11 protein-coding genes, 2 tRNA genes and 1 pseudogene are annotated in these 15744 nt (G+C 71.4%); 3 read left to right on the forward strand and 11 right to left on the reverse strand.

Annotated features, from left to right (window positions below):
• Window positions 1–36: 36 nt before the first annotated feature.
• Entirely contained in the window at window positions 37–1074 is a 1038-nt protein-coding gene (locus ACFVTH_RS17005; RefSeq protein ID WP_387093394.1) for a TerC family protein, read from the reverse strand.
• Window positions 1075–1282: 208 nt separating this feature from the next.
• Between ACFVTH_RS17005 and ACFVTH_RS17010 the strand changes: the two genes are divergently transcribed.
• Window positions 1283–1981, forward strand: a complete 699-nt coding sequence (locus ACFVTH_RS17010; protein ID WP_386940660.1) for a TIGR00645 family protein — start codon at window positions 1283–1285, stop codon at window positions 1979–1981.
• 149 nt (window positions 1982–2130) lie between these two features.
• Here the strand turns inward: ACFVTH_RS17010 and ACFVTH_RS17015 are convergent.
• The 3 genes from ACFVTH_RS17015 to ACFVTH_RS17025 all read right to left on the reverse strand — a co-directional run bounded on the left by ACFVTH_RS17015 (window position 2131) and on the right by ACFVTH_RS17025 (window position 3359).
• Window positions 2131–2203: transfer RNA gene (locus ACFVTH_RS17015), tRNA-Glu, on the reverse strand.
• 81 nt (window positions 2204–2284) lie between these two features.
• Window positions 2285–2357 (reverse strand) — tRNA-Glu (locus ACFVTH_RS17020).
• A 99-nt stretch (window positions 2358–2456) separates the two neighbouring features.
• Complete coding sequence (locus ACFVTH_RS17025) at window positions 2457–3359, reverse strand: diacylglycerol/lipid kinase family protein (RefSeq protein ID WP_387093397.1); 903 nt, start codon at window positions 3357–3359, stop codon at window positions 2457–2459.
• 72 nt (window positions 3360–3431) lie between these two features.
• Here ACFVTH_RS17025 and ACFVTH_RS17030 point away from each other — a divergent pair, with 72 nt between their 5' ends.
• Window positions 3432–4070 carry an MBL fold metallo-hydrolase gene (locus tag ACFVTH_RS17030; RefSeq protein ID WP_387093399.1) on the forward strand — a complete coding sequence of 213 codons (639 nt, stop codon included), beginning with the start codon at window positions 3432–3434 and terminating at the stop codon, window positions 4068–4070.
• 343 nt (window positions 4071–4413) lie between these two features.
• Window positions 4414–6318 carry a hypothetical protein gene (locus ACFVTH_RS17035; protein ID WP_387093402.1) on the forward strand — a complete coding sequence of 635 codons (1905 nt, stop codon included), beginning with the start codon at window positions 4414–4416 and terminating at the stop codon, window positions 6316–6318.
• A 57-nt stretch (window positions 6319–6375) separates the two neighbouring features.
• Here ACFVTH_RS17035 and ACFVTH_RS17040 read toward each other — a convergent pair whose 3' ends face one another.
• The 7 genes and pseudogenes from ACFVTH_RS17040 to ACFVTH_RS17070 all read right to left on the reverse strand — a co-directional run bounded on the left by ACFVTH_RS17040 (window position 6376) and on the right by ACFVTH_RS17070 (window position 15737).
• Window positions 6376–8865: a transglycosylase domain-containing protein gene (locus ACFVTH_RS17040; protein ID WP_387093404.1), complete on the reverse strand. Its 2490-nt coding sequence runs from the start codon at window positions 8863–8865 to the stop codon at window positions 6376–6378.
• 127 nt (window positions 8866–8992) lie between these two features.
• Window positions 8993–10474: a chlorohydrolase family protein gene (locus ACFVTH_RS17045; protein WP_387093407.1), complete on the reverse strand. Its 1482-nt coding sequence runs from the start codon at window positions 10472–10474 to the stop codon at window positions 8993–8995.
• The gene (locus ACFVTH_RS17050; RefSeq protein WP_387093409.1) at window positions 10471–11349 is read right to left on the reverse strand and encodes an ABC transporter ATP-binding protein; all 879 of its coding nucleotides are present in this window, start codon (window positions 11347–11349) and stop codon (window positions 10471–10473) included. Before ACFVTH_RS17050 ends, ACFVTH_RS17045 begins: the two co-directional genes overlap by 4 nt.
• A gap of 314 nt (window positions 11350–11663) precedes the next feature.
• A pseudogene (locus ACFVTH_RS17055) lies at window positions 11664–12200 on the reverse strand (ATP-binding cassette domain-containing protein); the annotation flags it as partial.
• The gene (locus tag ACFVTH_RS17060; protein WP_387093412.1) at window positions 12197–13084 is read right to left on the reverse strand and encodes an ABC transporter permease; all 888 of its coding nucleotides are present in this window, start codon (window positions 13082–13084) and stop codon (window positions 12197–12199) included. The gene ACFVTH_RS17060 and the pseudogene ACFVTH_RS17055, both read right to left, overlap by 4 nt.
• Window positions 13081–14031, reverse strand: a complete 951-nt coding sequence (locus ACFVTH_RS17065; protein WP_387093414.1) for an ABC transporter permease — start codon at window positions 14029–14031, stop codon at window positions 13081–13083. Before ACFVTH_RS17065 ends, ACFVTH_RS17060 begins: the two co-directional genes overlap by 4 nt.
• A gap of 5 nt (window positions 14032–14036) precedes the next feature.
• Window positions 14037–15737, reverse strand: a complete 1701-nt coding sequence (locus ACFVTH_RS17070; protein ID WP_387093417.1) for an ABC transporter substrate-binding protein — start codon at window positions 15735–15737, stop codon at window positions 14037–14039.
• Between the last annotated feature and the right edge of the window lie 7 nt (window positions 15738–15744).

The raw sequence follows: 15744 nt of genomic DNA on the forward strand, positions 1-15744 counted from the left end.
CCGAGCGCGGTCACCTGTGGAGAACGGCGCCCGCGGTCAGCGGCCCGGTCGCTCGGCGTCGTCGGTGAAGTGGGGCACCTCGTCCATGAGCTTGTGCCCGCGGCGGTTGGCGTCGACGCGCGCCTTCACGAGGCTCGCCACGGTCGCGACGGCCATCGCGGCGAGGATGACGCCCAGGGACATCCATGTGGAGATCTCGGGGGCCCACTCGATGTGCTCGCCGCCGTTGATGAACGGAAGCTCGTTCACGTGCATCGCGTGCAGCACGAGCTTCACGCCGATGAAGGCGAGGATGAAGGCGATGCCGTACTTGAGGTACTCGAGACGCTCGAGGAGGCCGCCGAGGAGGAAGTAGAGCTGGCGCAGGCCCATCAGCGCGAAGACGTTCGCGGTGAAGACGATGAACGCCGACTGGGTGATGCCGAAGATCGCGGGGATCGAGTCGAGCGCGAAGAGGAGGTCGGTCGTGCCGATCGCCACGAACACGATGAGCATGGGCGTGAAGAAGCGCTTGCCGTCGATCGTGGTGCGGAGCTTCACGCCGTCGTACTCGTCGGTGATGCGCACGCGCTTGCGCAGCATCCGAACGACGAAGGTCTCGCTGTCCTCGTCCTCGTGGTCGCCGCGCACCTGCTGGATCGCCGTCCACACGAGCCATGCGCCGAAGATGTAGAAGATCCAGCTGAAGTTCTCGATGAGCTGGGCGCCGAGCAGGATGAAGATGCCGCGCAGGACGAGGGCGATGATGATGCCCACCATCAGCACCTCCTGCTGCAGCTTCCGCGGCACGGAGAACCTCGCCATGATGATGACGAACACGAAGAGGTTGTCGATCGAGAGGCTGTACTCGGTGAGCCAGCCGGCGAGGAACTGCCCGCCGTGCTCGGCGTCGCCGAGCCAGAACATCATGCCCGCGAAGATGAGGGCGAGCACGACGTAGAAGACGACCCAGAGCGTCGACTCCTTCATGGAGGGCACGTGCGGGCGCTTCAGCACGAGCAGCAGGTCGCCGATGAGGATGAGCGTCAGGACGATGAGCGAACCGACTTCGAACCAGACGGGGAGTTCGAGCACGTTGAACCTTTCGGAGTTCGGGGACGACGGAATCCGAAAGTCTCTCCCAGGCTGCTCGCACAGCTTCCACGACCGGAGCGGCTGCGACGGCGCTCGTACTGACGATCGTGGGCCGAGGCACGGCCTCGCGGGATACTCCCCTTCGCTCCGGCGAGTCTAGTCGAAATCACGGCCACGTAGACTCGTACCCCCGATCCGAGGAGAGAACTTGAGCGCCAAGACGACGCCGCCCCCCGCCCGCCAGTACCGCCCGACGCCCGGCTCCGCCCTGATCGGCTACGCGATCTTCGCGAGCCGGTGGCTGCAGGCTCCGCTCTACCTCGGGCTCATCGTCGCCCAGGCGATCTACGTGGTCGTCTTCCTCGTCGAGCTGTGGCACCTCGGCGAGGAGGCCCTGCACGACCTCACCCACATCGACGAGGCGACCATCATGCTCATGGTGCTCGGCCTCATCGACGTCGTCATGATCGCGAACCTCCTGATCATGGTGATCATCGGCGGCTACGAGACCTTCGTCTCCCGCATCAGGGTCGACGGCCACCCCGACCAGCCCGAGTGGCTCTCGCACGTGAACGCGAACGTGCTGAAGGTGAAGCTCGCGATGGCGATCATCGGCATCTCCTCGATCCACCTCCTCAAGACCTTCATCGAGGTCGGCGATCTCGGCTCGCCCAAGGCCGAGAACAAGACCGGCGACATCTACACGAGCGACGGCGTGATGTGGCAGGTGCTGATCCACCTGACGTTCATCCTCTCCGCGGTCGCCCTCGCGTGGATCGACCGCATGTCGTACCACAAGGTCGCCCCGCACGAGGTGCACGACGGCGTGCCGGTGGCCTACCCCGACGCGCGCTCCGGGCTCGCCGATCGCGACGACGAGCTCGAGCCGACGGCCGGCCGGCGCTGAACCGCGCGGGTGCCGCCTCGTGCGGCACCCGCGTCGGCGCTCGGCGCATCGGATGCCGCGTGGCGGGCGCCGCACGAGGCATCCGGCCCGGAGACGACGAATGCCCCCGCCGAAGCGAGGGCATTCGTGACTGCGAAGCACCACGGTCGTGACCCCAGCGGGATTTGAACCCGCGCTGCCGCCGTGAGAGGGCGGTGTCCTAGGCCGCTAAACGATGGGGCCGTGCTGTGCAGAACGGCACGTTCTGCGACGAATGCCCCCGCCGAAGCGAGGGCATTCGTCTGTTGTCGTACTTCACAGTCGTGACCCCAGCGGGATTTGAACCCGCGCTGCCGCCGTGAGAGGGCGGTGTCCTAGGCCGCTAAACGATGGGGCCGTGCTTCTCAGAACTTGGCGTTCCGATTTCGACAACTTGAAGAGTATGACACACGTTTCCGGCACTTTCCAAATCGAGCGCCGGGTCCGATCCGACGGCTCAGGCGAGCACCCGGAGCGCCCCCGGGACGACCCTGACGGAGACCGGCGGAGCACCGATCCGCTCGCCGTCGGCGTAGGCGACGACGTCGTTCGCCTCGATGGTCACCTCGCGCGCCGTGACGAACTCGACCGCCGGATGATCGACGTGCTCCCCTGCGAAGACCTTGGGGAAGACGCCGACGAACGCCGCGCGGGAGAGCGGGTGCACGATGAACACGTCGAGCAGCCCGTCGGTGAGATCGGCGTGCGGCGCGATGCGCATGCCCCCGCCGAGCGAGGAGTTGTTCGCGACCGAGACGAGCATGGCGCGCTGCTCGCGGCGGACCCCGTCGATCGTCAGCACGTAGTTGCGCGGCCGGAACGTGGCGAGCTCGCGGAGGATCGCGAGCGTGTACCGGCTGGGGCCGCGAGGCCGGGTCATCCGGTTCGCCCGCTCGTTGACGACCGCGTCGAAGCCCGCCGACACGACGCCGGCGAACCACGTGTCGACGCTGCCCTGCCGCACGACCCCGGCGTCGATCGTCCTGGCGGGCGCCCGCAGCTGCGCGACGAGACGCTCGGTGCCCGCGGCGGGGTCGTCGACCGGCAGCCCGAGCCCCCGCGCGAGATCGTTGCCCGTACCCGCCGCCACGATGCCGAGGGGCACCGCCGTGCCCGCCACGAGGTTCACGCCGAGCGACGCCATGCCGTCGCCGCCGACGACCACGACGCCGTCGGTGCCGTGCGCGAACGCGCGCTCGGCCTCGCGGCGGAGGAGCTCGAAGTTCGCCTCCCTGAGCATCGCCACCTCGTAGCCCTCGCGGACGAGCCGCTCGGCGACCGCGGGGCCGACGGCGCGGTTGCGCCCGAACGACGCCGCGGGGTTCACGGCGACCAGCAGGCGCTCGGGGGCTCGATCCATGGGCCGATTCTGGCAGCGATTCGGGCGCCGAGGCGGCTTGCGCGCCGGAACGGCGGGGTGTTGGCTCGGAGCATGCGCCTCACGAAACTCGAACACGCCGCCCTCGTCATCGAGCACTCGGGCGACAAGCTCTACATCGACCCGGGCAAGTTCACGACGCCGATCACCGAATCGGCCGGCGCGGTCGCCGTCGTCGTCACGCACGAGCACGACGACCACTGGACGCCGGACCAGCTCGAGCGCATCATCGAGCAGAATCCCGAGGTGCGCCTCTTCGGCCCGGCCGGCGTCGCCGCGGCGGCCGCCGGCCTCCCGGTGGAGGTCGTCGCGGCGGGCGACGAGGTCGAGGTCGGACCGTTCCGCCTGCGGTTCTTCGGCGGCCGGCACGCCGTGATCCATCCGTCGATCCCGGTCATCGACAACCTCGGGGTGCTCGTCAACGACGGGCTCTACTACGCGGGCGACTCGTTCACCGTGCCGGAGGGCGTCAGCGTCGACGTGCTCGCGGCCCCCGCGGGCGCGCCGTGGATGAAGATCAGCGAGGCGATGGACTACGTCGAGGCCATCGCGCCGAGACGCGCGTTCCCGACCCACGAGATGCTGCTCTCGACCGCGGGCAAGGCGCTCTCGAACGCTCGCCTGACCTGGGCGACCGAGCAGCACGGCGGCGAGTACCTCCCGCTCGAGCCCGGCGACACGCTCGATTTCTGAGCGACGGCCGACGGCCGCGCGCCGCACTGTAGGGCGTCCACAAACACATCCGACTCCCGCGCGCGAACCGTTGTCGATCGGCACAGAGATTCCGCGGCATCCATTGAGGGATTCTCGCGCGCTGCTACGTTCGGGGCACCTCAGGCGCACCGCGCCATCGCGGCGCCACGGCGGCACCGCACCGGCGCGGCGTCGGCTCCCCTGAGTCAGCGTGCGCGACCCGACCAGACAGCGCCCGCAACCGATGACCTGCACCGTCATCGTCCTGCACCCTCCACTTCCGGGCACGCGGCCGCGCGCCGTCTCGACGTGCCGTCGCGCCCGGGCGACCACAGGAGTCTCAATGACGAGAATCGACCCGACCGCGCATCGCCACGGCACCGGCGTGAAGATCACCGCCGTGATCCTCGCGATCGCCCTCATCTCCCTCGCGGCGTTCTTCCTGATCACGACGGGAAAGATGGATGCCGGAGCGACCCAGCTCGCCGACGGCGCGAGCCGGGCCGACGACGGCTCGGTCACCCTCGCCGACGGCGCCGAGACGCTCTCGGGCGGGGCCGGTGACCTCGAAGCCGGGGCCGCGAAGGCAGCCGCGGGGGCCGAGAAGGTCTCGGCCGGCGCAACCTCGGCCTCGGCGGGAGCCGAGCGCCTCAAGGCCGGCGCCGAGAAGAGCGCCGCGGGCGCACTGAAGGTCTCCGACGGCGCGGCTCGCACCGCGAGCGGAGCCGCCGAGCTCGATGCGGGGGCCGGGCGTCTCGTGGTCGGTGCGGGCGATCTCGACGCGGGCGCCGTGCGCCTCGAGAACGGCACCGACCTCCTCGTCGCCGGGGCCGGCACGCTCAAGGGCGGGTCGGCCGCTGCCGCGGCCGGTGCGACCCAGCTGAGCGCCGGGGCCGGCACCCTGAACACCGGCGCCGATGCACTCGCCGCGGGTGCCGGTCAGGCGGCCGGCGGTGCCGCGCTGCTGCAGGCCGGTGCCGGCACGCTCGTCGAGAAGACGAACCTCCTCTCCGCCGGCAGCACCGCACTCGCGGACGGGGCGACCTCGCTCGCCGCCGGCGCCGCCCAGGTCTCAGGCGGCATCGGGAAGGCGAAGGCGGGGGCCGACCAGGTCGCCGACGGGGCCGCGACGCTGAGCACCGGGGTCGGCACCCTGAAGACGAGCGGCGAGGACCTCGCCGCAGGCGCCGCTGCGGCCCACACTGGCGCGAAGTCGGTGGCCACGGCGAACGCGAACCTCGCTGCCGGCCTGTCGGGCCTCTACGATCAGCTCGCCGAGTCCGGCGCCGACGCGACCCTCCTCGGCACCGTCGCGCAGCTTCGCGACGGCGCGGCGGCCGCGCGCGACGGCGCAACCCAGGTCGAGGCGGCGACGGGCGCGATCGCCTCCGGCTCGACCGCGCTCAGCGCAGGCATCACGAGCGCCAAGGGCGGCGCCGATGCGGTCCACGCCGGCTCGACCGGTCTCGCGAGCGCGCTCGGCACCCTGGCAGCCGGCGGGGCGAACCTGGCCGGGTCTTCCGAGTACCTCGCCGGCAAGGCGGCGGAGCTCGCCAACGGTTCGAAGCAGATCGCCGCGGGTACCGGCACCCTCGCGACCAAGTCGGGCGAACTCGCCGCCGGCACCGGGAGCGTCGCGAGCGGCGCCGCGACGCTCGCCGCGGGGACCAGTCTCCTCTTCGCCAAGTCCGGCGAGCTCGCCGCCGGCAACGTGAAGCTGCTGAGCGGCACCGAGCGCCTGCTCGCGAGCTCCGGCCTGCTCGCCGCCGGCGCCGACAACCTCGCCGCGGGAACCGGCCGCCTCGTCACGAAGTCGGGCGAGCTCGCCGCCGGAACCGCCCGCCTCACGGAGGGCGCGCAGACGCTCTCGACGGGTGCGGGCGAGCTCTCGACGGGAGCGAGCACCCTCAGCGCCGGAGCGGGCAACCTCGCCGCGGGCGCGGCGACGCTCGCGAACGGCGCGGGCGACCTCGCCGACGGCACTGAGGAACTCGCCGAGGGCAGCACCACGCTGGCCTCCGGGGCCGACGAACTGGCGGCAGGCGCCGGCGAGCTCAGCACCGGCAACGGCAAGCTCGCCGACGGCACCCAGGAGCTCGCCGAGGGCACCGCGACGGTGTCGCCCGGATCGGTCGCGCCGTGGCTGCTCGTCCTCCTCGGCCTCGGCGCCGCGGCCATCGCGGCCTGGATCGTACACCGCGTGCGGTTCCGCAGGGCGGTGACGAACGCCGAGGCGGCCGCCGCCTAGGCGCACGCATGACGATGGGGCGGCCGAGCACAGCTCGGACCGCCCCATCGTGGTCGTCTAACCGCCCCGGCCCCCGCCGCCGCCGCCGCGATCGCCGCCCCCGTCACGACCACCGCCGCCACCGCCCTCGGTCCGGTCATCGCGGCCGCCATCCCCCGGTCCGCCGTCGTCGCCCTCGAAGCCGCCGCCCGCGTCGGCGGGCTCCCCTCCGCCCGTGCCCGCGGGCTCCGCGGTCTCGGCGGGCTCGTCGTCGTCGTCGTCCTCGTCGGGCGACTGCAGGTTCGGCGGCGGCGCGACCACGGGCCCCGGTCCGAGCTCGCGGAACGAGTCTCCGCCGTACTTCGCCGCGGCGACGGACATCACGGCGGGCCACATGCGATGCCGCGCCGTCGCCGCTTCGCCGCTGTCGAACGAGATCCCGCGCTGATTGGCGTCGCCGTTCACGCTCACGACGGCCGCGACCGTCGCGACCTCGGTGCTCGCGCCCGCCATCCAGGTGTCCTTCGCCCCGTCGGTCGTGCCCGTCTTCCCGATGAGCGGCACGTACGGCACCGTGTTGTTGTTCGACTCCCGTGCCGTGCCGTCCGTCATGACGCGACTCATCCCGTAGTGCATTCCGGCGGCCACGTCGGGCGACACCGCGGCGGTGCACGCCGACTTCGGGACGGGGACCTCGGCACCGTCGCGGACGATGCGCTCGATCGCGATCGGCGTGCAGGTGACCCCGTCGTTGGCGATGCCCGCGAACGCGATCGCCAGGCTGAGCGGAGCGATCTCGTTCGTCCCGATCACGGTCGCGGGGCTCTGCCCGAGCGGATTCCCGTCGGCCCGGTGCATCCCGAAGGCCTCGGCCGTCTTGCGGATGCCGCAGAGGTCGAGCTCCTTGGCCATGCCGAGGAACCCGGTGTTGATCGACTGGGTCGTCGACTGCAGCGCGGTGTACGCGCCGCCCGACTCGCCGGCGTCGTTCTTCGGGTTCCACCCCTCCCCCGAGACGTCGATGTCGCCGAGGCAGCTGTCGTGGAAGACCCCCCAGTTGGACCGAGGCCGCGAGTCGACGCGCTCGCTCAACCCGTGCCCCTCCTTCAGCCACTGCGCGAGCGTGAACACCTTGTAGGTGGACCCGGGCTGGAATCCGCGGGATCCGCCCTGCGTGAAGTCGGTGTTGTAGTTGATGCTCGTGTACTGGGCACCTGAGGCGAGGACCGCCGGATCCTGGCTGTACACCTTGTTCTGGGCCATCGCGAGCACGCGCCCGGTGCCGACCTGCACGCTCGAGATGACGCCGCCGAGGTCCCAGCCGGGGAAGGTCTGCGGCACGTTGTCGGCGATCGCCTTGACCGCGGCGGACTGGAGGTCGAGATCGAGGGTGGTGTAGACGTCGTAGCCGCCCCGGCGGAAGTTCAGCATGCGGGTCTCGGCGTCCTCGCCGAAGGTCGGATCGGTCTGCAGGATGTTCTTGACGTAGTCGCAGAAGTACGCGCTCGCGCCGGCGGTCTGGCAGCCGGTGCTCGGCTCGGTGATCTTCGGCTCGACGGGCGTCGCGATCGCCTCGTCGTATCGCTCCTGCGTGATCTTCCCGAATGCGAGCATCCGGCCGAGGATGTAGTCGCGGCGGCCGTGGTTGTCGGCGTAGCCGTCGGCCGCGCCGTTCCGCTCGTTGGCGGGCTTGTCGATGCGGAACTTCTCGGGGTTGTTCACGATCGCGATGAGCGAGGCCGCCTGGGCGAGGGTGAGATTCGACGAGGAGGCGCCGAAGTAGTAGTTCGCCGCCGCCTCGATGCCGTAGACGGTGCCGCCGAATCCCGCGATGTTGAGGTACCCGAGCAGGATCTCGTCCTTCGTGTACCGTTTCTCGACGCCGATCGCGAGCCGCATCTCCTTCACCTTGCGGTCGATCGTCGTCTCCGTGACCGAGTCGTAGCAGTCCGTCTTCACGTCGGCGACGATCTGGTCGCGCTGCTCGCTGGTCAGCTCGGTGCCGGCGGCCTCGGCCGCGGCCTCGGCCGCGTCGACCTCCGCCACGCCGGACTCCAGCTCGCACTGCTGCACCCGCACGTTCTTGACGTACTGCTGGGCGATCGACGACCCGCCCTGGGTGTCGCGACCGCTCGCCGTCGTCGCCGCCGCGCGGAGGGTGCCCTGCATGTCGATGCCGCCGTGGTCGTAGAAGCGCGGGTCCTCGCTCGCGATGGTCGCATCCTTCACGTCCTGGTCGATCGCCTCCCAGCGGACCTCGACGCGGTTCTGGTCGTAGAACGACGCGAGCAGCACGGACTTGCCGCCGGCGCCGGTCGCGTAGATGTTGCTCTTCTCCGACAGCTCGCCGATCGCGAGGTACCCGGGGAGGTTGTCGAACATGCTGATCGTGCTCGAGGCCGCGAGGCCGACCATGGCGATCGACGGGGTGACCGAGACGGCCACGAGGGCGGCGGCCGCAGCGCTCGCGACGATCAGCCCGACGAACCCGCCGATGACGCCGCCGAGGGTGCGCGTCTCGGCGAAGTCGCGGTTCCGCTTGTTCCGCGCCGGATTCTCCTCGACCACCCGACCGCCCTCCAACCCCTGCGCTCAGCAGTGCGTTCGAGCCCCGACGAGCAGGGCCCCTCCTGCGCTGTCACTCAATGACACCTCAGCCGGCCCGAGTTGTCCAGCATCGACACGACGCGGCTCGTCAGCTCGGCGCCCCGAACGGCGGGAGTACCGGCGGGAACAGCGGCGCGCCGCCCTCGGCCAGATGGTCGCGCTCGCCGTACGCCGCCTTCAGCCGGTCGAAGATCCGCTGTCCGTCCTCCCTGAGCCGGTCGAGGTCGATGCCCGGGATCGCCCCGTCCCGGAGCACCGTCCGTCCGCCGACCATGCTGAACCGGGCGTCCCGCGCCGACCCGGCGAGGACGAGCGTGCGCAGCGGGTCGTCGACCGGACCGGTCCGCACGTCGTCGAGCGCGAACGCGCTGAGGTCGGCGGTCGCACCGACGGCGATGCGGCCGAGGTCGGGTCGGTGCAGGGCCCGGGCTCCGCCGCTCGTCGCGGCGTCGACGTACTCGGCGAGGAGGCCCCGGCCGAGGTCGGCGTGCTGCGCCTTCGCGAGGTGGACGCCGGCGTCGATGCCCCGGATGAGGTCGGGCGGGAACGAATCGCTGCCGAGCGCGATGTTGACGCCGGCGTCGAGGTACTGCGAGAGCTTCTCGAGGAGGAAGGCGTACCGCTGGTTCGTGAGCGGGCAGTGGATGACGGAGACGCCCGCCGCTGCGAGCTTCGCGAGGTCGCCGCGGTCCTCGCCGTGCACCTCGGGGTGCACGTCGAGGTAGACGCCGTGGGCGAGCACGAGCCGCTCGTTCAGCAGCCCGACGCGTTCGAGGAGTCCGAGCGGAGTCGTGCCGTGCGCCGTCGCGAAGAGCTCGCGCTCGGCGAGGTCCTGCAGGGCGTGCGCGCGCACGAGCGTGCCGCGCTCGGCCGAGACGCGGGCGGTCGCCTCGAGCAGTTCGGCCCTGACCGTCTCGATGCGGCACGGCGCGAGGACGCCGGTGACGAGCGGGTCGCCGAGCGACTCGACGGTGTCGAGGAACCGGACCGCCTCCGCGAACGCGCGTCTCCCCGACTCGTCGTCCCAGGCGATGGTCGACCCGCCGTCCTCGGTCGTGACGTGCACGCCCGAGCGGTACGACGGCCCGAGGAAGGTCCGCAGGCCGAGCTCGCCGGCGATCCGGGCGACGTCGAGCAGGTCGTCGTGCGTCTCGGACCACGCCGAGTGCACCTCGGAGGCGATCGGCATGAACGTCGTGATGCCGTGCAGGGCGAGCTGCGCGAGGGCGAATCGGCGCATCGTGCTGCGCTCTTCCGCCGTGAGCACGTCGTGCCGCCGGGCGAAGTAGTCGGCCGACCAGTCGAGGCGCCGTTGCGCGGGGCCGTCGCACCAGGCGTCGAGGGTGAGGTGGTCGACGTCGGCGAGCGCGTCGAGGTCGATGAGCCCGGGCATCAGGATGCTCCGTCCCAGCGAGATCCGCTCGTGCTCACCGGCACCGGCCGGGACGTCGTCCGCCCGGCCGACCCACGCGATGCGATCGCCGTCGACCAGGACGGCCCCGTCGCGGAGCTCGGTGTGGCCGTGACCGTCGTGGGCGACGACGAAGTCGGCGGTGACGAGCGTCGTCATGCGGTGGCCTGCGCCGCGAGGCGCTCACGCCGGACGGGCTTCCAGCCGGGGCGCGGCACCGCGGCACGCAGCGAGCGCGTGTACGGGTGCACCGGGTCGGCGAGGAGCTCGGCCGTGCGACCGCCGTCGACGACGCGGCCCTGCTCCATCACGATCATCCGGTCGGAGATCTGGTTGACCACCGCGAGGTCGTGCGAGATGAACAGGTAACTCACCTCGCGTTCGGCGCGGATGTCGGCGAGCAGGTTCAGGATCTGCGCCTGGATCGAGACGTCGAGCGCCGCGACGGCCTCGTCGAGCACGATGACCGCGGGGTCGGCGGCGAGCGCCCTGGCGATCGCGACGCGCTGGCGCTGCCCGCCCGAGAGCTGGTGCGGGAACTTGTCGGCGAACCGCTCGCCGAGCCCGACGGACTCGAGGATCTCGCGCGCGCGCCCACGGGCCTCCTCGCGGGTCGCCCCCTTGCCGGCGTGCAGGGCGACGCTCGTCGCGACGATCTCGCCGACCCGCTGCCGCCCGTTGAGTGAGGAGTACGGGTCCTGGAAGACGTACTGCACCTCCCGCGCCCAGCGCCGCCGGTCGGCGAGGTGCTTGACGCCCTTCGCCCGCGACTCGCCGCGCACCGAGAGCTCGCCCTCGGTGACGGTCTCGAGCCCCACGAGCATGCGGGCCACGGTCGTCTTGCCCGAGCCCGACTCGCCGACGATCGCGAGGCACTCGTTCGGGTACAGCTCGAACGAGACGTCGTCGACCGCGATGACGGGGTCGTCCTTGACGGGGCCGGGGAACACCTTGCGCAGCCCGCGCGCGACGACGATCGGGTCTCCGGCCGGGCCGGTGCGGTCGATAGGGTCGATGGGGTCGGCCGGGTTCATGATGCCTCCGCCTTCAGCAGCTCGTGGGTCGCTCGGTCGTAGCGCAGCACCGGCAGGCGGTCGACGCGCTCGTCGATGCTCGGGCGGGCGCCGAGCAGTTCGATCGTGTAGGGGTGGGTGGGCGTCTCGTAGACGTGCTCGCCCTGCTCGACGATCTGCCCCGCGTACATGACCGCGAGCCGGTCGCAGCAGGCGGCGGCCAGTTCGAGATCGTGCGTGATGAAGAGCAGCGCGAGCCCGCGCGCGCGGCGCTGCTCCTCGAGGATCGCCATGACGTCGGACTGCGCGGTCACGTCGAGCGCCGTGGTCGGCTCGTCGGCGAGGATCAGCCGGGGCTCGGCGAGCAGCACGCTCGCGATCATGACGCGCTGCAGCAGGCCGCCCGAGAGCTCGTGCGGGTACTGCCGCAGCCGCTGCTCGGGGTTGCGCACGCCGACCTCGTCGAGCAGCACGACCGCCCTGCGCTCGGCGTCGCGGCGGTCGACGCCGCGATCGCGGACGAGCGACTCGGTGAGGAAGTCGCCGACCCGGTGCACCGGGTTCACGTGCGCCCGGGGGTCCTGGAAGATCATGCCGACGTCGCGCGAGCGGTAGCGGCGCAGGGCGGCCGGGTTCATCGAGAGCACGGATGCCCCGTCGAACGCGATCTCGCCGGTCACCCGGAAGGCGGGGTCGAGCATCCTCGTGATCGCGCGGGTCGTGAGGGACTTGCCCGATCCCGACTCGCCGACGAGGCCGAGCGACTCGCCCTCGCCGATCGTGAGGCTGACCCCGTCGAGCAGGGTCTGCTCGCCGCCGCGGAGGCGCAGCGTCGCGCGCACGTCGTCGAGACGCAGCAGGGTGTCGGTCATCGCATGCTCCTTGCACTCGGGGTGAGCCGGTCGCCGATGACGGTGACGCACCAGACGATGAGGACGATCAGGGTGCCCGCGGCGATCGCCTCGGTGGGGTGGCCGCGCAGCACCGAGTCGAAGCCGCTCTTGACCATGAGGCCGAGGTCGGCCGTGGGCGGCTGCACGCCGAGCCCGAGGAACGACACGGCGGCGAGCTCGATGACCGCGAAGCCGAGCGAGGAGACGGCCTGGGCGACCACGATGGGCTGCACGTTCGGCAGGATCTGGGTGAAGGTGATGCCCGTGCCCGACTGGCCCTGGAGCCACGCGGCCGAGACGTACGGCATCCGCCGTTCGCGGAGCGAGGCGCCGCGCACGACCCGCGCGACGTAGGGCACGTAGGCAATCGCGAGACCGCCGACGACGGTCGCGAGGCTCGGCCCCCAGATCGCCACGGCGATGAGCGCGAACACGATGCCGGGCACCGCGAAGAGGATGTCGAGCACCCACGCGACCGCGGTGTCGGTGCGCCCGCCGCGCCACGCGGCGAGGAGGGCGAGGAGCGTGCCGACGACGGTCGCGATGAGGATCACGAGTCCGGGACCGGCGAGCGTGATGCGGGAGCCCCAGATGAGCCGCGAGAGGATGTCGCGGCCGAGCGCGTCGGTGCCGAGGAGGTGCGCCGGCGACGGCCCGCTGAGCGAGGCCAGCAGGTCGGGGTAGTCGGGGTCGTACGGCGCCACGACCGGCGCGAAGATCGCCGCGAGGGCGATGACGAGCAGGATCGAGGCGGCGATGCAGCCGACGACGCCGAGGCGGTCGGCGATGCGGCGGGCGCGGCCCGTGCCGCGTCGCTCGCGCACGCTCGCGACGGCGAGGCTCATGGTGGAGGGGGTGGTCATTGCCGGCTCCCGAGGGTGATGCGCGGGTCGATGAAGGTGTAGAGCACGTCGACGATCGCGTTGACGACGACGAAGGCGACGACGAGCACGAGGATCACGGCCTGCACGACCGCGAAGTCGCGCTGCAGGATCGCCCGGACGAGCAGCGAGCCGAGCCCGTCGAGCGCGAAGACGTTCTCGACGACGACGGCGCCCGCGATGAGCGTCGCGATCGTGAGGCCGAGCACGGTGACGATCGGGATGAGCGAGTTGCGCAGCACGTGGTGCCGCACGATATGCCCTGACGCCAGCCCGCGGACGGTCGCGGTCTGGACGTGCTCGCGCCCGCCCTCCTCGAGCACCGCCGCGCGCGTGATGCGGGCGAGGTACGCGGCGCTCGCGACGCTGAGGGCCACCGCGGGAAGGGCCAGGTGATACAGGGTGTCGACCCCGCCGGTCCCCGACCCGAAGGTCGGGAACCAGCCGAGGCCCACCGCGAAGACGCTGATGAGCGCGACGCCGACGACGAACGACGGCGTCGAGAGCCCGACGGCGGCGAGCGTCGAGGTGAGCTGGTCGCTCCAACCGCCGCGGAGCGCGGCGAACGTGCCCGCCGCGATGCCGACGACGGCGATGATGATCGCCGCCATCGACACGAGCGCGAGCGTCGTGCCGACGCGTCCCGAGATCAGCGCCGAGACATCCTGCCGGTAGACGATCGAGTAGCCGAGGTCGCCCCGCAGCACGTCGCCGAGCCAGGCGACGTAGCGCAGGAGGAACGGGTCGTCGAGGTGGTACTGCTCGGTGACCGCGGCGATCTGCTCGGGGGTGCCGCCCCGGGGCCCGAGGATGAACGCCAGCGGGCTTCCGGGGGCGAGGTAGAGCAGCCCGAACACGATGAACGACGTCACGAGCAGCACGAGCAGGAGCCCGCCGAGCCGCCGCAGCAGGTATGGAGCGAGGGACATCGAGACTACTCCACCCCGCCGATGGTCGCGGCCCACGGCGCGTAGAGGTACGCGAACGAGGCGGTCGCGCCCGAGATGCGGTCGTTCTGCACGAGCGTGACGGGCTCGTACGCGAGCGGGATCCACGGCAGCTCGGTCGTGATGATGCGCTGCGCGTCGATCACGAGGTCGGCGCGGGCGGCCGGGTCGGTCTCGGCGCGGGCGGCGAAGAGCTGCTCGTCGGCGCTGTCCCAGCCGGTGTAGTTGTGGCTGTCGGTCGACGCGAAGAACTGGTACACGTCGAGCGCGTCGGCGAAGCTGCCGTAGTTGGTGGTGAAGAAGCCGTCGATGCCCTCGCGCGCGGCGGGGTCGAAGTAGAGGTTGCCGAACTGCTCGACCGGGATGACCTTCGTCTCGATCTCGAGCCCGATCGCCTGGCCGGCTGCCTGGATCACGTTCGCGGTCTGCTCGTGCACGGCCGAGCTGCCCTGCACGGCGAGCACGATGGGCGCGTCGGGCGCTCCGGCCTCGGCGACGAGCCGCTTCGCCCCCTCGAGGTCGGCGTCGGCCGAGAACTCCTTCGAGGCCTGCTCGAAGGCCTCGGTCTCGTAGCCCCAGTAGTCGGGGCCCGCGAGGGTGGTCGCCGGGATGCCGGCGCCCTGGAAGACGACCTTCGTGAGCGCCGCGCGGTCGATCGCGAGCGAGAGCGCCTGGCGGATGCGCTCGTCGCCGAGGCCGCCGTCGAAGTTCGCCGTGACCATGGTCCAGAACACCAGCGACTTGCCGTAGCTCGTCGTGACCTCGTCGCTGTTGGCGAGCTGGGTGAGGCCGGCCGGCGGCAGGTAGAAGTACTGGCCGTCGACGTCGCCCGTGCGCAGCGCGTTGACCGCGGTCGACTCGTCGGCGATGAAGCTGAAGCTGAGCTTCGCCGCGAGCGGCACCTCGCCCCAGTAGCCCGCGTTCGCGGCGAGCTCGATGCTCTTGCCCGAGTTCCACGCGGCGAGCGAGAAGGGGCCGGTGCACGAGAGGCCCCCGCTCGGGGTGCCGAACGCCTCGCCCGCGGTCTCGGCTGCGGCCTTCTCGACGATCGCGCCGGCCGCGGTGCCCATCGCCTGCGTGAACAGCACGTCGGGCTGGGTGAGCTTCACCGTGACCTGGTCGGGCGCGGTGACCTCCACCGAGTCGACGTTCTGGAAGTAGCTCGAGAAGTAGCTCGTCGCGGTCTCGCCGAGCTGGCGCTGCAGCGAGTAGGCGACGTCCTCGGCGGTGAGCGGGTTGCCGTTCCAGAAGGTGACGCCGTCGCGGATCGTGTAGACGATCGTGGTGTCGTCGGGCTGGTCGACCGCCGAGGCGAGGCCGGGCTCGGTGGCGAGCTCGGGCGTGAGCCGCACGAGGCTCTCGCAGAGGTTCGCGGTGACCGTGTTCTCGGCGTAGTTGAAGCCGAAGATCGGGTCGAGCGACATCGGCTCGTACGGCAGGTTCCACTTGACCTCGTCGACGGGCTGCGTGCCCGGCTCGGTGGTCGTCGCGAGGTCGGCGAGGTCGATCGAGAGCCCGCCCTCCTCGCCGTCGTTCTGGGCTGCGGTGCAGGCGGTGAGGGTGAGACCGATGACGGCCAATGCGGCCGACGCGGTCAGGATGCGGCGTCGTGACACGGGGAACTCCTTCGTCGTGGTGTCGGGGTGGTGGTTCGTGGGGTGGTGGGTGCGGTGCGGTGATGCGGGCACGGTTGCG

This window comes from Agromyces sp. NPDC058104, from assembly GCF_042884835.1.
Classification (GTDB): domain Bacteria; phylum Actinomycetota; class Actinomycetes; order Actinomycetales; family Microbacteriaceae; genus Agromyces.